Source organism: Spirosoma pollinicola, from assembly GCF_002831565.1.
GTDB lineage: Bacteria > Bacteroidota > Bacteroidia > Cytophagales > Spirosomataceae > Spirosoma > Spirosoma pollinicola.
Window position 1 is genome coordinate 6,545,985 of record NZ_CP025096.1, and the last position, 18,102, is coordinate 6,564,086.

Here is an 18,102-nt window from a genome sequence, read left to right on the forward strand (position 1 = left end):
ATAGCTGTGAGTAGCGAAAGCGGGCATATAAACAACCCCTGTTTAATTTCTGCCTATCTTTGCCTACAATCATTTAGTTTTTGTCAATGGTGGACCAAGTGCTTATTTCGCCGGAGGTTCTGTCTCAATACGAAGCCGTTATTGGGTTAGAAGTACACTGTCAGTTGCTTACACGAAGCAAGATATTTGCGGCCGATGCCAATGCGTTCGGTGCTGAGCCAAATACCAATATCAGTGTCATTACGCTGGGACACCCCGGTACGTTACCCAAACTGAACCGCAAGGCTGTTGACTATGCCATTCGTATGGGATTGGCTTGTGGTAGTTCAATAACGCGTCATAACGTTTTTGCCCGTAAAAATTATTTTTATCCCGACCTGCCAAAAGGTTACCAGTTGTCGCAGGACAAAGGTCCCATTTGCGTTGGCGGGGGTATTCTGGTTAAAGTAAAAGACCCCATTACGGGCGAGCTTTACCAGACAACCATTCAGGTACATCATATTCACCTTGAAGAAGATGCCGGAAAATCCATTCACGATGGCGACGACTGGGCCACACAGTTAGATTATAACCGTGCCGGAACGCCCCTTATCGAAATGGTGACCGATCCCTGCATTCGCACTGCCGAGGAAGCGGGCCAGTATCTGACAGAAGTGCGACGGCTGGTTCGGTACCTGGACATTTGCGATGGCAACATGGAAGAAGGGTCGCTCCGTTGCGACGTGAATGTTTCCATCCGACCAAAGGGAGCCACCCATTTGGGCACAAAAGTTGAAGTAAAAAACCTGAACTCGATCCGGAATGTGATGCGGGCCGTAGACAGCGAGTTTCTGCGGCAGGTAGAACTGACCGAAACAAACGGGCGCATTATTCAGGAAACGCGCACATTCGATGCGGCCACCGGGCTTAGCTATGCCATGCGTGAAAAAGAGACGATGAATGATTATCGTTATTTTCCCGATCCGGATTTAACGCCTGTGGTTATTTCTGATGAATGGCTGGCGGCTGTTCAGGCTACCATGCCCGTACTTCCGGCCGCTCTGTATCAGAAATTTACGTCCATTTATGGATTGCCCGAATATGATGCAGCTTTGTTGACCGACGCTAAAGAACTGGCCGACTATTACGAAGCCGTTTGTGCAGAAACGACCAATTACAAAGCGGCTTCTAACTGGATAATGGGGCCGGTAAAAGGGCAGCTTAATGAAAAAAACCTGCGCGACCGCCAGTTTCCGGTTTCGGCAGAACGGCTGGCTGATCTGATTAACTTGGTCGATAATGGTACCATAAGCCAAACCGCTGCTCAGCAAGTATTTAGCTTAATGATCGAACAACCAGCCAGTACACCTGCCGATATTGCCAAAGCAAATGGATTGGTTCAAAATCGCAATACCGATGCTTTGCAAACGTTGGTAGAAGAGGTGCTGGCAGCGTGGCCAGACAAAGTAGAACAATACAAAAAAGGCAAGAAGAATTTATTGGGCTTATTTGTTGGTGAGGTGATGAAAAAATCAAAAGGCTCGGCCGACCCCAAATTGGTAAATGAGTTGATAGCAAAGACATTACAGAAAGCATGAGAAACTTATTTTTTAGTGTAGCCAGTTTGGTGGCATTAAGCCTGACGGCCAATGCCCAGACCACAAAGCCATTTACAGTAACAGGCAAAGTCAACAGAGCAACGCCGGGTAGCTTTGTTTATCTGGAAACCAACTCGCAGCCAACACACAAAATTGACTCGGCAAAAGTTGCGGCAGGCAATACATTCACGATCAATGGCAAAGTAGCCGACGGTGGTGAAGTGTTCGTGCTGAACGTAGGGGGTAATCAAAAAATGGCTATCCTTGTAGAAGGGGGTGAAACCCTGAACGTGCTGGCCGATGGCTTCGTGATGGATGCCAAAACAGGTCAGGTTGGCAAAGCCACCGTTACAGGCTCCAAAAACATGGAGTATTATAACAAACTCACTACGCTTCGCACCGATATGGAAGCGAAAGTGAAAAGCTGGAACCAGCAGGTTGCCGTAGCAACCGAAAAAAAGGATAACAAGCGAATCGCGCAAATCGAGCAGGATTACCAGGTTGCAGAACAGGATGTGGTGAACAAAGTAAAAGCGATGTTGCCCGAAATGGGAACTTCTTTAGTATCCCTGTTCGCCCTGAACTTTATTAATATCGACAGCGATTTTACTACCTACGACGCTCTGGCTCAACGCTTCGAGAAAGAAAACCCGAACAGCCCACATGCCAAGTCATTAATTGGCCGGGTTGCCCGGATCAAAGGTGTATCGGTTGGTGCAGCAGCCCCCGAAATCGCATTGAATGACACAACAGGCACGCCCGTTCCACTGTCGTCGTTACGCGGCAAATATGTGCTGATCGATTTTTGGGCATCGTGGTGCGGTCCCTGCCGGGCCGAAAACCCAAACGTTGTGCGGATGTATAACAAATACAAAGACAAGGGCTTTGCTATTTACAGTGTTTCGCTCGATCAGGCCAAAGCCAACTGGACCAAAGCTATTCGGAATGACAACCTTACCTGGACACACGTTTCGGATTTGAAGTACTGGCAATCGGCGGCTGCACAGCAATATGGTGTGCAGGCGATTCCGGCAACATTCCTCCTTGATAAAGAAGGTAAAATCATTGCCAAGAACCTTCGGGGCGACGCGCTGGAGCAAAAATTAGAAGAAATCCTGAAAGGTGGCCAATGAGTTAGTCGCAAGTCATTAGTTTTGTGGGGTCAGGTTTGTAAACCTGACCCTTCTGCTTTCTATCTGGAACGAAAAAGTAGTGCCTTCGCAACAACAGGCCACTCTTTCGCTCCTTCATTCATTCGCTCTTTAACATGAAAATTGCTATTGTTGGTTGTGGGAACATGGGTATGGCTTTCGCCAAATCGTTTATACAATATGACCTGGTAAAAAAAGACAATTTACTCCTGATCGAAAAAAGTGCCGACCGCTCTGAAGCACTTAAAAACGAAAAAGCCGGGGTTGTTGTCGATACCATTGGCCCACGTGTGGGCGAAACAGACCTTATCATTCTGTCAGTTAAGCCACAGGATTTCAATAGTGTTTACGAAGCACTTCGGGACGTTATTCAACCAACGCAGATTGTTCTGTCAATTATGGCAGGCATTCCCATCGCGCAGATTCAGGAAAAATTAGGGCATCCATTAGTGATTCGGGCCATGCCCAATACCCCCGCCATGCTCGGGATGGGTATTACCGGGTTTACAGCAGCAAAAGAAGTCGATACAACGAGCCTGCGCCGTGTCGAAAATCTGATCAACGCCACTGGCCGGTCTATTTTTCTCGAAGATGAATCCATGCTCGACGCCGTAACAGCCCTGAGTGGCAGTGGCCCTGCTTACTTTTATTATGTCGTGAAGGCAATGATCGACGCCGGAAAGCAAATGGGTTTCGACGATGCCGTATCAGCTCTTTTGGTAAAGCAGACTATGTTGGGAGCATATCACCTGATCAACACCGCCGATAAATCGTTAGATGAGCTTATCAAAGCAGTAGCCTCTAAAGGTGGCACAACAGAAGCCGCCCTTCGGGCATTTGAGACTGGCAACTTAGCCAAAACCCTCGTAACGGGTATCAAAGCGGCACAAACCCGTTCGACGGAATTATCGAAGGGATAATGTAGTACCGACCGTCCCGGTCGGGTGTTGAGAAAAGTACATAGACACCCGACCGGGACGGTCGCACTACAGGCCCGTATAACTAAACGGCGTAATAGCCCGCAATTCGGTTTTTACGGAATCAGACACATTCAATTGATCAATAAACTGTTTGATAGCCTGTTCCGTGATTTTCTGATTTGTACGCGTCAGAGCTTTCAACGCTTCGTAAGGTTTTGGATAGCCTTCCCGACGAAGAATCGTCTGGATACCCTCCGCTACAACAGCCCAGTTATCTTCCAGATCGGCCGAGATAGCCGCCTGATTTAGTTCGAGTTTACCCAGCCCTTTTAACAGCGATTTCAAGGCAATGACCGAATGGGCAAAGGGTACACCAATACTTCTTAATACAGTCGAATCGGTCAGGTCACGCTGGAGCCGGGAGATAGGCAATTTGCCGGAAAGGTGCTCGAACAACGCGTTCGCAACGCCCAGATTCCCTTCTGAATTCTCAAAATCAATCGGATTAACCTTATGCGGCATCGCCGATGATCCTACCTCGCCTTCTTTCAGTTTTTGCTTGAAGTAGTTCATGGACACATAGGTCCAGACATCACGATCCAGATCGATCAGAATAGTGTTTAGCCGTTTAAACGAATCCAGCATGGCCGCCAGCATATCGTAATGCTCGATCTGAGTCGTAAACTGACTGCGAACCATACCTAGGCTTTCCACGAATTTATCGCCGAACTTTTTCCAATCATCATCAGGATAGGCCACAGCATGGGCATTGAAGTTACCCGTTGCACCCCCAAACTTGGCCGCCGTTGGAATGTCAGACAATAAATGAAGTTGCTTTTCTATTCGCTCTACGAATACCAGCAGTTCTTTACCCAGGCGCGTTGGCGATGCCGGTTGGCCATGTGTACGGGCCAGCATAGGAATGGCTTTCCACTCTTCGGCCAACACCTGCAAGCGCATAAACACATCCCGATAGAGCGGGACGATTTCGGTATCGAGCGCATCACTGAGCAGCAACGGGATAGCCGTATTGTTGATATCCTGCGAGGTTAATCCAAAATGAATAAACTCCAGATAGGGCTCAATCGGCGACCCTTCCAATTTTTCTTTTATAAAATATTCAACGGCTTTAACGTCGTGGTTCGTCGTTTTTTCGATTTCCTTAATACGCAGTGCATCAGCTTCAGAGAAGTTTTCATAGAGCGCCCTTAGCGTTGGAAACTCCGACGGATCAACACCGGCCAATTGTGGAACCTGCCATTCGCAGAGGGCAATGAAATACTCGATTTCAATACGGACCCGGTAATGAATCAGGCCTAGTTCCGAAAAATACGGAGCCAGTGCGTCAACCTGTGACCGATAGCGACCGTCAATAGGCGATATAGCCGTTAAAGCAGATAATTTCATGTAATAGTTTACGATTTACGATGCAGTAGACAGGGGCTCCTGCATCAAAATGGGTTCAGGTATAGGCCAATACCTAACCAGGTTGTTTGCTGTTGTTCAAACTGGCTGTAAGGGCGGAAACCGGAATAGCCTTCAAACAAAAACGTCAGGTTGTTTTGTGTACGGCCCAATTCAACACCAATACCGCCATGAATACCCGGCCGAAAATCTGTTTGTTGCCAGAATTTAATATCGACTCCACCCACCAGGCGGGCCGCATGAGTGGATTGCTTTTTATAAAATGCCCCTAGTTGCGCACTAAATGGTTTACGCTCCTCAGTTTTACGCAGAACCACGCCCAGCCCTCCATATAACCGCCAGTTATTGACCGTCCGGCTATAAGTTGCATCGAGCAGCTCATAGTTCACTGAATTAGGGGACGGAGCCGTGATTTGATTGCGGTAGATATAATCGTCACCCAAATGAGAAGACAGGTGATAAACCCGAAAGCGATAATTATTTTCTCCTCGGCGAACATTATAAATGATACTGATTTTATAATCGGTATTTATTATCTGTCGACGTGCTTTGCCTAAAGTATAATCGTGATACGCTTCAAACTGCGTGAACGAAGCCAGATCAAGTACCCACTCTTCCGAACGGCCGGGCTCGGTTGTTCGGCGGTAAAATGGTTTGGCAAACCCAAACGCAAAGGGAACAATGCTCCCCTTGTATTTTTGTCCTTCGGTCCAGTAACCCGGCAATACACTGCCGTAGGTTTGTGCTTCAAGCGGGTCCAGTAAGATTGGCTCGAACAGGTGTCCTTTCGGAAGAAACTCTTGTGTAGGTCGGCTAACACTTAGCTCACGGCCAGCCTCCTGAACAACAGCTACCGAGTCCACCGACTTAGGCTTTCGCTCACGCTTGACCCGCTCCGGGCGTGGAGCTGTAGCAGGCGCTTCGACAGCGGGTTTAGCTATTGGGGCTGGTTCTTCAGCCGGAACGGTAGCAGGTATTGACGTTGGCTCAGGAACGGCTTCTTTTTTACGTTTTTCCCGCTTTTCCTTCCGCGTTGGTTCAACGACAGTTGGTGCAGGTTCTGTGGTCGATGGCTGGTTTACTACAGGCGCCGGTGTTGCGGGGACAGCGGCTGGTTTGGCTACCTCACTAGCTGGCTCGATAGGTTTACCCGCTTTTTTAGCCGCTCGTTGACGTTCTTTTTCTGCCTGTTTTGCCTCATAGTCGCGCTGTTTTTGCAACCACTCGGCCCGAATTTGCCGTTCGCGTTGAACTTCCCGATCTATTTTTTCTTTCTGCCGTTGCTCAGCAGGGGTTAAAAAACGAGCAGGTGATGTACTAGGCGTTTGCGCCAGAGCCCCTGTTCCAAGTAAGAAACTCAGTAAAAGAGCTAACAGCGTTTGTTTCATAAAATAGAAGCCGTAATTGATACTTAAGCAATTGGTTAATAGAGGATTTACTGTTTAAGCTCAGCGTAATGTTTGTAGAAATAAGGGATCGTTTCAATACCCTTATAAAAATTAAACAGACCATAGCTTTCATTGGGAGAATGCAACGCATCGCTATCCAGACCAAAACCCATTAGAATTGACTTAACGCCTAATTCCTGTTCAAAAAGGGCCATAATCGGGATGCTTCCTCCACCCCGGGTAGGAATAGGTTTCTTACCCCAGGCATCTTCAAAGGCTTTACTTGCCGCGTCAAACTCAACCGAATCGACCGGTGTTACGTACGGCATACCACCATGATGAGGAACAACCGTAACGGTAACGCCTGCCGGTGCAATGGATAGAAAATGGTTGGTGAATAGGGCTGTAATCTCGTCGGGCGTTTGATTGGGGACTAAACGCATACTGATTTTAGCCGATGCCTTGGATGGCAGCACGGTTTTGGCTCCTTCGCCAGTGTATCCACCCCAAATGCCATTCACGTCGAGCGTTGGCCGAATAGACGTACGTTCGTTGGTTGAATAACCGGTTTCGCCCATCACATCGTTGATGCCCAGATCCTCCATATAGTCGGTCAGGTTGAAGGGTGCTTTCGCTAATTCAGCGCGTTCGGCATCACTCAAATCGGCAACGTTCGTGTAAAATTCGGGAATCGTGACACGTCCATCTTCGTCATGAAGCGACGCAATCATGTCGCACAACACATTGATTGGGTTAGCGACCCCACCGCCATACACTCCCGAATGCAAATCGCGGTTAGCGCCCGTTACGTGCACTTCTACATAGGAAAGTCCACGTAAACCCGTTTCCAGCGAAGGCGTATCATTGGAGATAATGCTCGTATCGGATACAAGAATAACGTCGGCCTTTAACATCTCTTTATGCTCGGCCACGAAGATGCCAAGGTGGTCGGAACCAACCTCTTCTTCACCCTCAATCATCACTTTCACATTGCAGGGCAGTCCATCGGTAGCTACCATCGCTTCAATAGCCTTCACGTGCATGTAGAATTGCCCTTTATCATCGCAGGCGCCACGGGCATAAATGCGTTCGTTCCGAATTGTTGGTTCAAACGGGGGCGAAAGCCATAGTTCGTAGGGGTCGGCAGGCTGTACATCGTAGTGCCCGTAAACTAGCACTGTTGGCTTGGATGGGTCGACAATTTTCTCTGCATAAACAATCGGATGGCCCGGTGTTTCGTAGAGTTGCGCCTTGTCCAGGCCAGCCGCCTGTAATTTGTCTTTTACATATTCGGCCGCCCGGCGAACATCGCCTTTAAAGTTGGAATCGGCAGAAACAGATGGAATGCGGAGCAGTTCTAGTAATTCATCTAAAAACCGCTGCTTGTTCGCTTCGAGGTACGTAGTCATGATGTAAAAAGTTCGCCCCGAAGTTACGCACTTTTCGCGCAACGTCGGGGCGTTGATTAGTTTAGGGTATTTGGCAATTTTAACAGGATTGCAAAATTCACACGTTTTTGAACCAGAGATTTACATCCTTTATACGCCTGTAATCCTGTCAAAAAATCTATTTTTAATCAGGGCTGAAGTTTATCGTTTTTTTTACGCAAACGAATCAGAACTGTGCGGCTCTCCTGCCCGCGCAGCAAACGGCCAATATTTTTTTGATGGGTCAAAACAACCAGCAGGAAAACAACAAAGCCGAAGACAATGAGCAGTGGGCTTTCTTTTTGGCCAAAAATCCGAAGTAACAGCAAGACCGGAAAAGCCAGTGCCGCCATAATTGATCCCAGCGATACATATTGTGAGGCAATGACAACCAGCAGAAAAATACCAATGCAGACGGCCGCCATTTCGGGGTGCGTTGCCAGCATCATACCCAGTAACGTTGCGACGCCTTTACCACCTTTAAAATTGGCAAAAACAGGATACAAGTGCCCTATGACGGCCACCAGGCCAAAAACAATCTTGAATGTCAGGATTTCGTTATCCGTAATCACATCGGCATACCAGAGCAAAGAGGATAAAACGGCAGCCGTATAACCCTTCAGCACATCCACAAGCATTACAATCGTACCGGCCCGTTTACCCAATACTCTGAATGTATTGGTTGCGCCCGCATTACCACTGCCGAACTTACGAATGTCGAGGCCAAAGAAGCCCTGTCCGTACCAAACAGCCGTAGGAATTGAGCCTAATAGATAGGCCACGACCACTGTCATGCTAATGAGAAAGATATTCATCAACAAAAAATAAGTTATTGTTGGATAGGGATTAACCGATTTTGAGGCAATCGTCCCCACAAAAGGAATGTGACGCCAAAATTAAGGGATTGTTACTAAACGGTCAACCTTTTAATCTGGCATTCAGCGGTTAGTTAACTAAATTTCCACTATTTACCCCCCACAATCACTTCGAGCAGCGTATCGAGGGCTAAATAGCGGGAAGCAGTTTCCATAATGTCGGTTGGTGTTACAGCCCGTACGTTCTGAATATAGGTTGTCAGGAAATCGGCGGGCATGTTATCCAGCAGAATTACCTTGTAGCGGTCGGCAATTTCGAAAGGCGTGTTAAGTGATCCAACAAACTCTCCAGCCATGTAATTCTGAACGGTTTCCAGCTCATCAGGTAAGACCGGCTCCGTTTGCAGAATGTGAATTTCCTTCCGAATCTCATCCAGCGTTTGCTGCGTATTTTCCTTATTAACATCGGTGCCAATCAGGAAATAACCATCCCGCCGAAACGAGGGCATATTCGAAGAAATACCGTAGGTGAAGCCTTTTTCTTCCCGAATATTCTTCATTAACCTGGAGCCGAAATACCCGCCAAAAACCTCGTTTGTAACGAGCATCTTAAAAAAATCGGGGTGCGACCGTGTAAACAACCGCCGGCCTATTCGTATGGACGATTGTACACTGTCGGGCTTTTCGGCCAGTACAGGTGACTTATCATCAGCATGTACATTGTCGAATATAGACGATAATGTGTCAGTTCGAATAGCCGATTGACCCAGTTCACGATTGATGGCCATTACTTCATTTTCGCTGGCCTGACCAGCCAGAATGATCTGAAAGGGCTGATTATGAACAACCCGGTCAAAGAAATCTACGACGTCTTTCCGCGTGAGGTTTTCAACTGCCTCTGGTCGCTGGCTACGGCCATAGGGATGGTTAGGCCCAAACAGTTTCTCCCGGAAAAGCACTCCTGCGAGATAAGCATTCTTCTCGTAGTTGACGCGCAGATTTTGAAGGGTAATATTCCGAAGATCGTCTAACTCTTTCTGAGGAAAGGCCGGTTCGGTCAGCATTTCGCGCAGGAGCGGTAATACGTCAGGCAGGAACTTGGTAAGACAGTAGACAACAACGCTTGCCCGGTCTGGGCCTGAGTTCAATTCCAGAAACGCGCCATATCGATCAATGTATTCATTAATCTGGGCCGACGTACGCGAAGGTGTTCCTTCCGACAGCATCTTCATCGTAAAGAACGCACTGCCCGGCACCTGTTCATACCATGTTCCGGCATTAAACACACATTCCAATCGCAATACCGGCTGGTGAGCAATAGAAATAAGGTGCAAAGGAATGCCATTATCCAGATGATGAGACTGAACCAATGGTAAACGTATTTCCTGAATAGCCTGAAACGCAGGTGACTGAGTTCTATCGAGAGTCATGGGAATAAAGAGTAAAAGAGCGAAACGAGCGAAAGAGTGAAAGAGCGATAGCCAACTGGCCTGATCAACGCTCTTTCACTCTTTCGCTCGTTCACTCTTTATTTAATTCGAATAAGCTTCGTCATCGCCGATGCGATTGCCTTTGTTAAGACTCAGCAATAGGGAGATACGGAAGGTTTCGGACAATGGGCTGCCTTGTTTAACGGGCAACAGGTACGAGAAATCAACACCAAATCGATCCTGTAACCGTAGACCAATACCCGTTGTAATGTACTTACGGCCACCTTTCGTATTCGACTCGTTAAAATAACCGACACGGGCAGCAAACTGATCGTTGTACCAGTATTCAATACCTGAAGAGATCGTAATTTCTTTCAATTCTTCACTAAATCCACCCGGAGCATCAGCAAATGAGCCAAATACCGAACTAAAGTAATTCTTATTGGCATTGACATTTGTTTGTACACCATTCACAAGTTGAATGTCGGGTGTTGGAACCATTAATTTGTTGGCGTCCAGAACAAAGTTGAATTTGTTATACTGATCGGCATACAGTGTGAACCGGGTTCCCAGGCGCAGGTTGGTAGGAATGAAGTAACTCTGTGTGCCACCATAGTTAATACGACCACCGAGGTTAGAAATCATACCGCCAAATGCCCAGCCAATTCCTTTACCAGTTGCATTATCACGCGCTTCGTCCTGATAGTAGGCGCTAATATCGGCGGCTGCAGTTGACCCTGGCTTCAAACCAGGATTGCTGCTCCCTGCGGCCAGATTTGAACTCAGGTATTTTAGATCAACACCGAGTGAGAAATTTTCTGAAAGTCGTTGCGCAAATGTTGCCGTAATAGCGTACTCACGTGAGTTGAATGTACCTGCTGCTACACCTGTTGCGGTCGTAAAATCGACGGTACCCAAGTCGAAATACATCAGCGAACCACCCACTACCGAGTTTTTGCCTACTTTCGAATAACCGCTCAGGTAGGTATAATACATATCGCCGATCAAATTCCTCAACCAAGGCGTGTAGGAAATTGCTGCGCCTTTATCTTGCTTGGCAAAAACTAATTTTGAAGGATTCCAGAAGATTGCATTAGCATCTGCATCGCCAAGTGCGACGCCAGCGTCGCCCAATGCGCCGGAACGGGCATCGGGCGTGAAATTCAAAAAAGGTACCGACGACGTTGGAATATTTAGCTGCTGGCCGTTAAGGGTAGTTACTACAGTAGATTGAGCAGAGACGACGAACGGAGTAATACTACAAATGCCGAGAAGAACACGGAAAAAATTGCGCTTCATATAATGAGAGATGGTCAACGACAGCTGCTGACAGTGAGAATAGCAGGCCTGTGCGGTCAAAATTACAATGAAAGGTTGGATTAGAAAAAACGAGATGACTTTATGTATATGAAATCATTTAGTTAATAGTAAGCGGCAGGTACTGTTGGCTACTGAGCCATCGACCGCCGAACGGACTTGAGAATGAATAATATATAGACCATTTGGTAAAAGGGCACCTGTTTGAGTAAGTCCATCCCAGGTCCCCATATTCAGTTTAGCATCACAGTCGGTACACTGGCCTGTCTGTTGGTTGAGCAACCGTCCATTCAGATCATATATACCCAATGTCCAGTCCAGTGGCTCCCCTGAGCGATTCAGTTCGGCTACAAATGTTGTTTGCAGCATAACCGGATTTGGACTGGCCCGCAATATAGTTACTTCCAGCCCCGGTCGGGCCGAAACTACTATGGTCAACGTGCCCTCTGTTGAATTATTGTTAATATCCCAGGCTTTGACCCGAATCGTGTAGGTTCCTGGAGCAACATCCCGGAATGTGTACAGAACCTCTCCCTGTCGTCCATTGGTGCCATTGGCTACATAATTTTCATTAAGCACAACCACTGGTTGCGAATCAAGTTGAGCCGTAAGTTCATGCCCTAAACCCGATCGGGCAATATTAATCCCCTGATTATCAGACAACACAATTCGCAAGAGTACATCTGGTCCAACTACGCGAACTATAGTTGCGTCAGGCACGCCCCCAATCACCGAAAGCGCTACCAATGGCGGCTGACTATCTATACTATCAGCAAAAACGCTGCCACCAATGAGCAGACGCTCATAACTGCCTGCCGCATCCAATACACTATCGGCTCCCACAGCATATAAATACAATTTTCCCTGCCCAACGGTATAATTAATATCCTTCGGCATCGTAAACCGTATGCTAAACTGCCCCTGCTGTACAGGCACTTGACCCGTAAAAATAGGGTTAGAAAATGCCTGGTACGTCATTTTTGGACTCCCTGCTTCTGAGCCGAGCGTTGTATGTGCCGTTGCTTTATCATACAGGGTCAGTCGAAGGAGGCCCGAAAAGGTAGCCAGTCGCTTATCCTGCTGACGAATTTCGCCCGATAGTTCAACCGTTTGCAACGCCCGTAGCGTATCGAGCCGACTTGTCGACAAGGCTTTACCATTTACCTGTGTAAGCACAGCCTGCGCCTGCGGATAGGCGAGACGTAGGGATGGATCGCCAAGCAACGCAAAATTCCGGTTGACAGGCCCACTTAAACTATTGTTTTTTGTGCTTTGCATTACCTCCCCCAGGCGAGGCATCTGCCCGTTGACAGGTTTAAAAACAGCATCATAAAATGCCTGATTCAACAATAGGTTGGTATTGGCATATACCGGGCGGGTAGTTGTCAGCAAGCCAACGGCGCCCCCTGTCCGGCTCAATAAGGTAAGTTCGGCACCAGAATTCACGTTGGGATCATCATAACGCCCAAATTGACAGGTAGCGGTTACGAATAAGGGCAGTCGGCGATTTTTCCAGGAAAGAATATCCTGAAGTGTAACGATCTGTTCATCGGCAAGGCCCAAAATTCCGCCATGCCCGCTATAATTGATAATAAGCTGCCCATCGGCCATTGCCTGGTTTATGAGTTGATTGACAACTGGAGCTTTCTGTCCGTTACTGGTATTCTCCTGCGGATAATCGTCCAGAAACACACGCTGTGGCCGATAAGCCGGAGCTGTATTTTCGACGCTTTTTGCCATTTGATCGGCATCCTGCTGATGAATATTATAATCGCCATCATCGGCAACGACCATAAGGCGAGTTTGCCAATCGCCCGTTAACGACTGGTCAGAACTATAACGAATGAGTTTATCAACCACGGTACTGGCTTCCTCCACCGATTTTACGGGAAGCCGACCAACACCAATATCCAGTTTATGATCTCCATTTTGGCTTTCGATCCATTCACCTTCGTTGGCATCCATAAAGCCATAATAATCATCTGATGAGTAGCTTAGCACTGGGTGCAGTGACTCCCGGCTTTCATAAACGGGTACCATATTCGCCAACTGCGTCGAACTGACTCCCCCGCCTATGTTCCGGTAGTTGAACGTAGCATCGCCAAACAACAGCAGATAGCGCAGTTTGGCCGGTTGTTGCAGAAAGAAGAACCGGGCCATATCCCGAATAGCTGTTGGGTCGGGTTGGCCAGATCCAAATTCATTATACACCTGCTGCGTTGTAACAACCAAGACCTCGAGCTGGTCATGCTGCCGACGAAAAGCGGCCAATCGTTCGGCTTGCTCACGCCAGGCAGCTGGTGTAACGATAAGCAGCTCGGGCACAGGTTGGGAGCGTACATCCTGATTGGCAACAGAGAGCACTGAAACAGGTGTTAAAAATTGGGCGTCGGTGAAGAGGAAATAATCACGCCGTTTTGACGATGTCCAGCCAGCCTCCTGTGCTGCCGATAATATATACGCCTGTGTGCCGGGAACAAGTGGATTTGTTATATCCCAAACGCGCAAACTGGCACTTGCCTGTCGAACGGCATACTGCCCCATTATCCCACGGCGCACCCAGGTTGGTTTATCATACTGCCGCAGTTCACGGCGAGTTTGCAACGAGAGAAAGTTCAAGTACCCCTGTGCCGATGGCTGACCGTTTTTCCGAAACGTAAGTGCCAATCGTAGCGGGCTACTTACCGATGCCAGCTTAGTAACGAATGTGTCTGTTCGAGCAACGCCCTGATAGTCGTATTCGTACCCGGAAATGGTCGACATCGGCATTGTTCCAACCAATTGGTCATTAACCTGAAGTCGAAACTGGGTTGATGATAGAGCGCCTGCCACCGCAGAAGCCCCTAATCGAAGCGACACACCCGGTATTATGCCCGGAACATCGAACGAAAACGTTTGTGTTGTGTCAATTGTCATGTACTCTCCCAGCCACTCCCGTCCTGAACGAACAGCCGGAATTTTCAATAAATCCTGTTCATGAAACTGGTAATCGTCAAATGTTGTGACCGTAGGCGTTGCAGACAGGCTGCCTGCTGGTGTATCGACCATTCGCAAACCAGGAGCATCCCCAATGGTCAGGAAATAAAAGGTGGTATCGGAATAAACATTAATCTGGTGAGTAAAGCGTCGGTTAGTGGAATCATAGCGCACGACGTGCGGACTTTGACCGAAAAACAACAAAGCATCTCCCGTATCGAACCGGCCATCGCCCTCTCCCACCACCTGAATTGCATTTTCAGTTAAATCGGCTGGTCGTGTGGTGGCGTTTGGCTGGGGCAACATGGCTCCCCCATTGCTATATAACCGCAATCGGTGGGGGTCGGCGGTAGCAAAGGCAGGATTAAGCTGGGCTAATTGAGGTTGGCTGATTCGGTAAACACCTGATTCTGTTATACCAATTTTCACCCAAAGTCCTGTTCGTAACACCGATTGCGCTTCTAACGAATGCGTAGAGAATGAAACTTGAAGAACAAACAACAAATAAAACAGCGAGTAGCCCCCTATCCATTTTTCATCCGCTTTTCGGCTATTTTCCATTATTCATTCGTCGTTTTCACTAGCTCTACCAGAGCATGGGCCAGAATCGCATACGATCTACCTGTCGTTACTTCTTTACAAACGACACGCGTCCGTCGGAGCGTACCCCGCACATAAGTCTTTTTAGCGAATTGAAATATGTGCCCTTCGGGGACTTTACTCAGAAGTAGTTTATTCTCCCCGACGGTGTGTGTTGAATCGGCATCCATTTGCCGTAATGCCATCATAAGCGCTGGGCTGGCATACGTTGTAGCCGCAGGATTAGCCATATACTGTTGTAATGGACGAAGAATAGCCACAGGAAAAATAGTCTCTGTCAGCAATGGCTGCATAAGTTGCTGGAACGCCCCCTGCCAGGCTTTACCGTGCGGTTGCACGCGTTTTTTATAGTGCTGATTTACTGCAGCATGAGCTACTTCGTGCACATAGGTAATCAGGAAGGCGTAAGGATTGAGATTGGCGTTTACCGTAATTTGCGTTTGCTTATCAGGAAATGCCCTAAAATCACCCAAACGTGTCTGGCGAGGCTTGGTGACTTTGAATCTGAAGTTATACCGTTGCCACAGCTCACGACAGTAGGTGGTAGCACCAGGTGGGAAGTAGGTTGTAAATGGGTCTATCAAGGTCTATAAAACAAAAAAGCCTTATAAAAATAAGGCTTTTTTGTAAATTTCGAAGAGCCGAAATTACTTCGTCGCGCTGTCTGCAGGAGCAGTTGCAGCCGAATCCGTAGCCATAGTCGAAGCTGAATCCGTAGCCATGGTTGTAGTATCGGTTGACATTACAGCAGTTGAATCAACAGCAGCTTCTTCAGTTTTAGGCTTGCTCTGGCAAGCTGCAAACGTTAGCATGCTACCAACAAATAATAAGGTGAGTACTTTTTTCATTCCTTTCAGTGATTTTTTAGGTTTTCGAGCACAAATATAGTTTTTTCTCAACTAATGCAAAAATATAGTCAACTAACCTGGATTAAATAGGGATTACCATTCAAATAATACTATTTATAATTGGCTTAATTGAAGATTATCTATTCTTTGTCAAAATTGTTTCTCCTCTTGTCTGGCAGAGCGTGCGCGTATCTTGTCATACACACCTGTCGTTCTAAAAGTCAATAGTTTATGACCGAAATAGTTTGCCAAAAAGCTAAAACCCATACCCACAACGTGCGACATTTTTTCCCGCCAAAACATGGAAGCATTTGGAAAATAAGGGTTTGCGATCCATTCGAGTGTAGCAACCGCAACGCCCACCTGAACCCCCCAGGCAACCAGTGCAATTATACCGAACTTGATCATTTCGCGTCCCGTATTACCCGTTTTTTTAGCCGAGAATGCAAATAGTTTGGTTGGAACGAAGCTAACGACCGTAGCCGTCAGATAACCCAGAAAAACACTTGTAGAATAATCGAACGTTTTACGGTAGAGAATCTGACTAAAAAAATTAACAGAGGCACCAAAGAGAGCCGTCAGAAAAAATGAGAAAAAACTATTGTAGTTTTTAGATTTCGGCTGTTCGATACTGCTCACGTTCACTGTTTTACTGGATAAAAGATACCGTGTTTATTTACCTTTCAGATTTGGAGGCTGTTAATCATACAAACTCAATAGCAAACTATATGTTATAATGTAAGCTACAGTTCGTCAGTAAGTTACCTGATCTTTCTAGAAAAGTCCTTGTAAAAGGCCCGGAGCTATTCCTAACCCCAAGGTTAATAAGGTGGCGGCCAGCAAAACATACTTATAAAAAGGAGCCACTTGGATGGCCTCCGTTGCGCCATCGCGGAAGTACATTGCGATGATGACGCGGAAATAATAGTAGATACCAACTGCCGACATCAGCACAGCGATCACAAGCAACCAGATTTGTCCACGCTCAACAGCCGTTGAGAACATATAAAATTTACCCCAGAAACCCGCCGTTAATGGGATTCCTGCCAGCGACAACATGGATACGGTCATGGCGAAGCCTAAAAATGGATTTTGCCTAGCCAGACCATTAAATGAATCAAAGTTTTCACTTGTTACCCCTTCGCTGGTGATCGTCTGAATACTCCGCTGCCTGGCGACCAGCAATAAAATACCAAAAGCAGAAATAGTAGCGACCGAATAAGCGAGTGAATAAAATACGATAGCTTGTTTGGTTAGTGCGCCTAAAGCGGCCAGACCGATCAGCAAATAGCCAGCGTGTGAAATACTGGAATACGCCATCATACGCTTGAAGCTATTTTGATAGACCGCTGTGACATTGCCTACAAGGAGAGTAATGGCGGCAATGATAGCCAGGATAGTCCACCAAAATCCATACACGCCCACAAACGAAACCGATAATAGCCGGAATAGGGCGGCAAAACCAGCCGTTTTAACAACGGTAGACATAAAAGCGGTGAAGATGGTAGGTGCTCCATCGTAAACGTCAGGCGTCCAGAAATGGAAAGGTGCTGCCGACACTTTGAAGAGTAAGCCAATGAGCAACATCAATAAGCCCACATAAAGCAATAACGAAAGCCCCTGCGAATGGGCTGAATAGGCACCAATACCACCTAATGTAAACGAACCAGTGGCGCCATACAGGAGTGCCATGCCAAACAGCATAATACCGGTTGTGAAAGCTCCCATCAGAAAATACTTCAGCGCGGCTTCGTTCGAGCGTAGGTTTCGTTTGTCACTACCGGTTAGCACATACATGGCAACAGATAGAATTTCAACTCCAACGAACAGCATGATCAGGTTTTCGTAACTGACCATCATAATAGCCCCTACCAGTGAAAAGAGGATAATGGCGTAATATTCAGCTGGTTGAGATTCTTCATTTTCCAGTAAACTGCCCGACAAGGCAACAACAAGAAAAGCAGACAGTAGTATAATAGCGGTAAACACCATGCCGAGGTTATTTGTCCGCAACATATCATTGAAATACAGATATGTTTTATTCCAGTCGAGAAAGTTGACTGCCAGTGTGATAAGCAAAAACAGTAGGGTTGCAGGCAGCAGAATTGCTTTTGACTTCAGGAAGCCAAGGAACAGCAGTGCTATGCCAAAAACCGATAACAGAACAATTGGAAACATAGGTCTATAGTTTACGGTAGTCGGTTGTCAGTTTTGGGAATAATACCCCA

General features: G+C 47.1%; 14 protein-coding genes. 3 read left to right on the forward strand and 11 right to left on the reverse strand.

From position 1 onward, the window contains the following. The first annotated feature begins 86 nt into the window (after nt 1–86). The 3 genes from gatB (at nt 87) to proC (ending at nt 3,648) form a co-directional block, all read left to right on the forward strand. Complete coding sequence (gatB, locus tag CWM47_RS27440; RefSeq protein WP_100991814.1) at nt 87–1,577, forward strand: Asp-tRNA(Asn)/Glu-tRNA(Gln) amidotransferase subunit GatB; 1,491 nt, start codon at nt 87–89, stop codon at nt 1,575–1,577. Then, a complete protein-coding gene (locus tag CWM47_RS27445; protein WP_100991815.1) occupies nt 1,574–2,710 on the forward strand; it encodes a TlpA disulfide reductase family protein in 1,137 nt (378 codons plus the stop codon). Before gatB ends, CWM47_RS27445 begins: the two co-directional genes overlap by 4 nt. A gap of 134 nt (nt 2,711–2,844) precedes the next feature. Next, nucleotides 2,845–3,648 carry a pyrroline-5-carboxylate reductase gene (proC, locus tag CWM47_RS27450; RefSeq protein ID WP_100991816.1) on the forward strand — a complete coding sequence of 268 codons (804 nt, stop codon included), beginning with the start codon at nt 2,845–2,847 and terminating at the stop codon, nt 3,646–3,648. A 66-nt stretch (nt 3,649–3,714) separates the two neighbouring features. Here the strand turns inward: proC and purB are convergent, their stop codons facing one another. The 11 genes from purB to CWM47_RS27505 form a co-directional block, all read right to left on the reverse strand. Further along, nucleotides 3,715–5,055 (reverse strand): adenylosuccinate lyase, encoded by a 1,341-nt coding sequence (gene purB, locus CWM47_RS27455; protein WP_100991817.1) that lies wholly within the window; start codon nt 5,053–5,055, stop codon nt 3,715–3,717. Nucleotides 5,056–5,099: 44 nt separating this feature from the next. Beyond that, nucleotides 5,100–6,461 (reverse strand): DUF1207 domain-containing protein, encoded by a 1,362-nt coding sequence (locus CWM47_RS27460; RefSeq protein WP_100991818.1) that lies wholly within the window; start codon nt 6,459–6,461, stop codon nt 5,100–5,102. A gap of 47 nt (nt 6,462–6,508) precedes the next feature. Continuing rightward, nucleotides 6,509–7,870: a dipeptidase gene (locus CWM47_RS27465; RefSeq protein WP_100991819.1), complete on the reverse strand. Its 1,362-nt coding sequence runs from the start codon at nt 7,868–7,870 to the stop codon at nt 6,509–6,511. A gap of 167 nt (nt 7,871–8,037) precedes the next feature. Further along, nucleotides 8,038–8,703, reverse strand: coding sequence for a glycerol-3-phosphate 1-O-acyltransferase PlsY (plsY, locus tag CWM47_RS27470; protein WP_100991820.1), 666 nt, complete (start codon nt 8,701–8,703; stop codon nt 8,038–8,040). A gap of 149 nt (nt 8,704–8,852) precedes the next feature. Further along, nucleotides 8,853–10,133, reverse strand: coding sequence for a M16 family metallopeptidase (locus CWM47_RS27475; protein WP_100991821.1), 1,281 nt, complete (start codon nt 10,131–10,133; stop codon nt 8,853–8,855). 102 nt (nt 10,134–10,235) lie between these two features. Then, the gene (porV, locus tag CWM47_RS27480; RefSeq protein WP_100991822.1) at nt 10,236–11,432 is read right to left on the reverse strand and encodes a type IX secretion system outer membrane channel protein PorV; all 1,197 of its coding nucleotides are present in this window, start codon (nt 11,430–11,432) and stop codon (nt 10,236–10,238) included. Between the two features lie 114 nt (nt 11,433–11,546). Beyond that, a complete protein-coding gene (porU, locus tag CWM47_RS27485; protein ID WP_100991823.1) occupies nt 11,547–14,987 on the reverse strand; it encodes a type IX secretion system sortase PorU in 3,441 nt (1,146 codons plus the stop codon). Then, entirely contained in the window at nt 14,987–15,610 is a 624-nt protein-coding gene (locus CWM47_RS27490; RefSeq protein WP_100991824.1) for a SprT-like domain-containing protein, read from the reverse strand. Before CWM47_RS27490 ends, porU begins: the two co-directional genes overlap by 1 nt. A gap of 63 nt (nt 15,611–15,673) precedes the next feature. Continuing rightward, nucleotides 15,674–15,874 (reverse strand): hypothetical protein, encoded by a 201-nt coding sequence (locus CWM47_RS27495; RefSeq protein WP_100991825.1) that lies wholly within the window; start codon nt 15,872–15,874, stop codon nt 15,674–15,676. A 150-nt stretch (nt 15,875–16,024) separates the two neighbouring features. Next, nucleotides 16,025–16,513 carry a GtrA family protein gene (locus CWM47_RS27500; protein WP_100994081.1) on the reverse strand — a complete coding sequence of 163 codons (489 nt, stop codon included), beginning with the start codon at nt 16,511–16,513 and terminating at the stop codon, nt 16,025–16,027. A 135-nt stretch (nt 16,514–16,648) separates the two neighbouring features. Further along, on the reverse strand, nt 16,649–18,052 hold the full coding sequence (locus CWM47_RS27505) for an NADH-quinone oxidoreductase subunit N (RefSeq protein ID WP_100991826.1): 1,404 nt from the start codon (nt 18,050–18,052) through the stop codon (nt 16,649–16,651). Nucleotides 18,053–18,102: the final 50 nt, after the last annotated feature.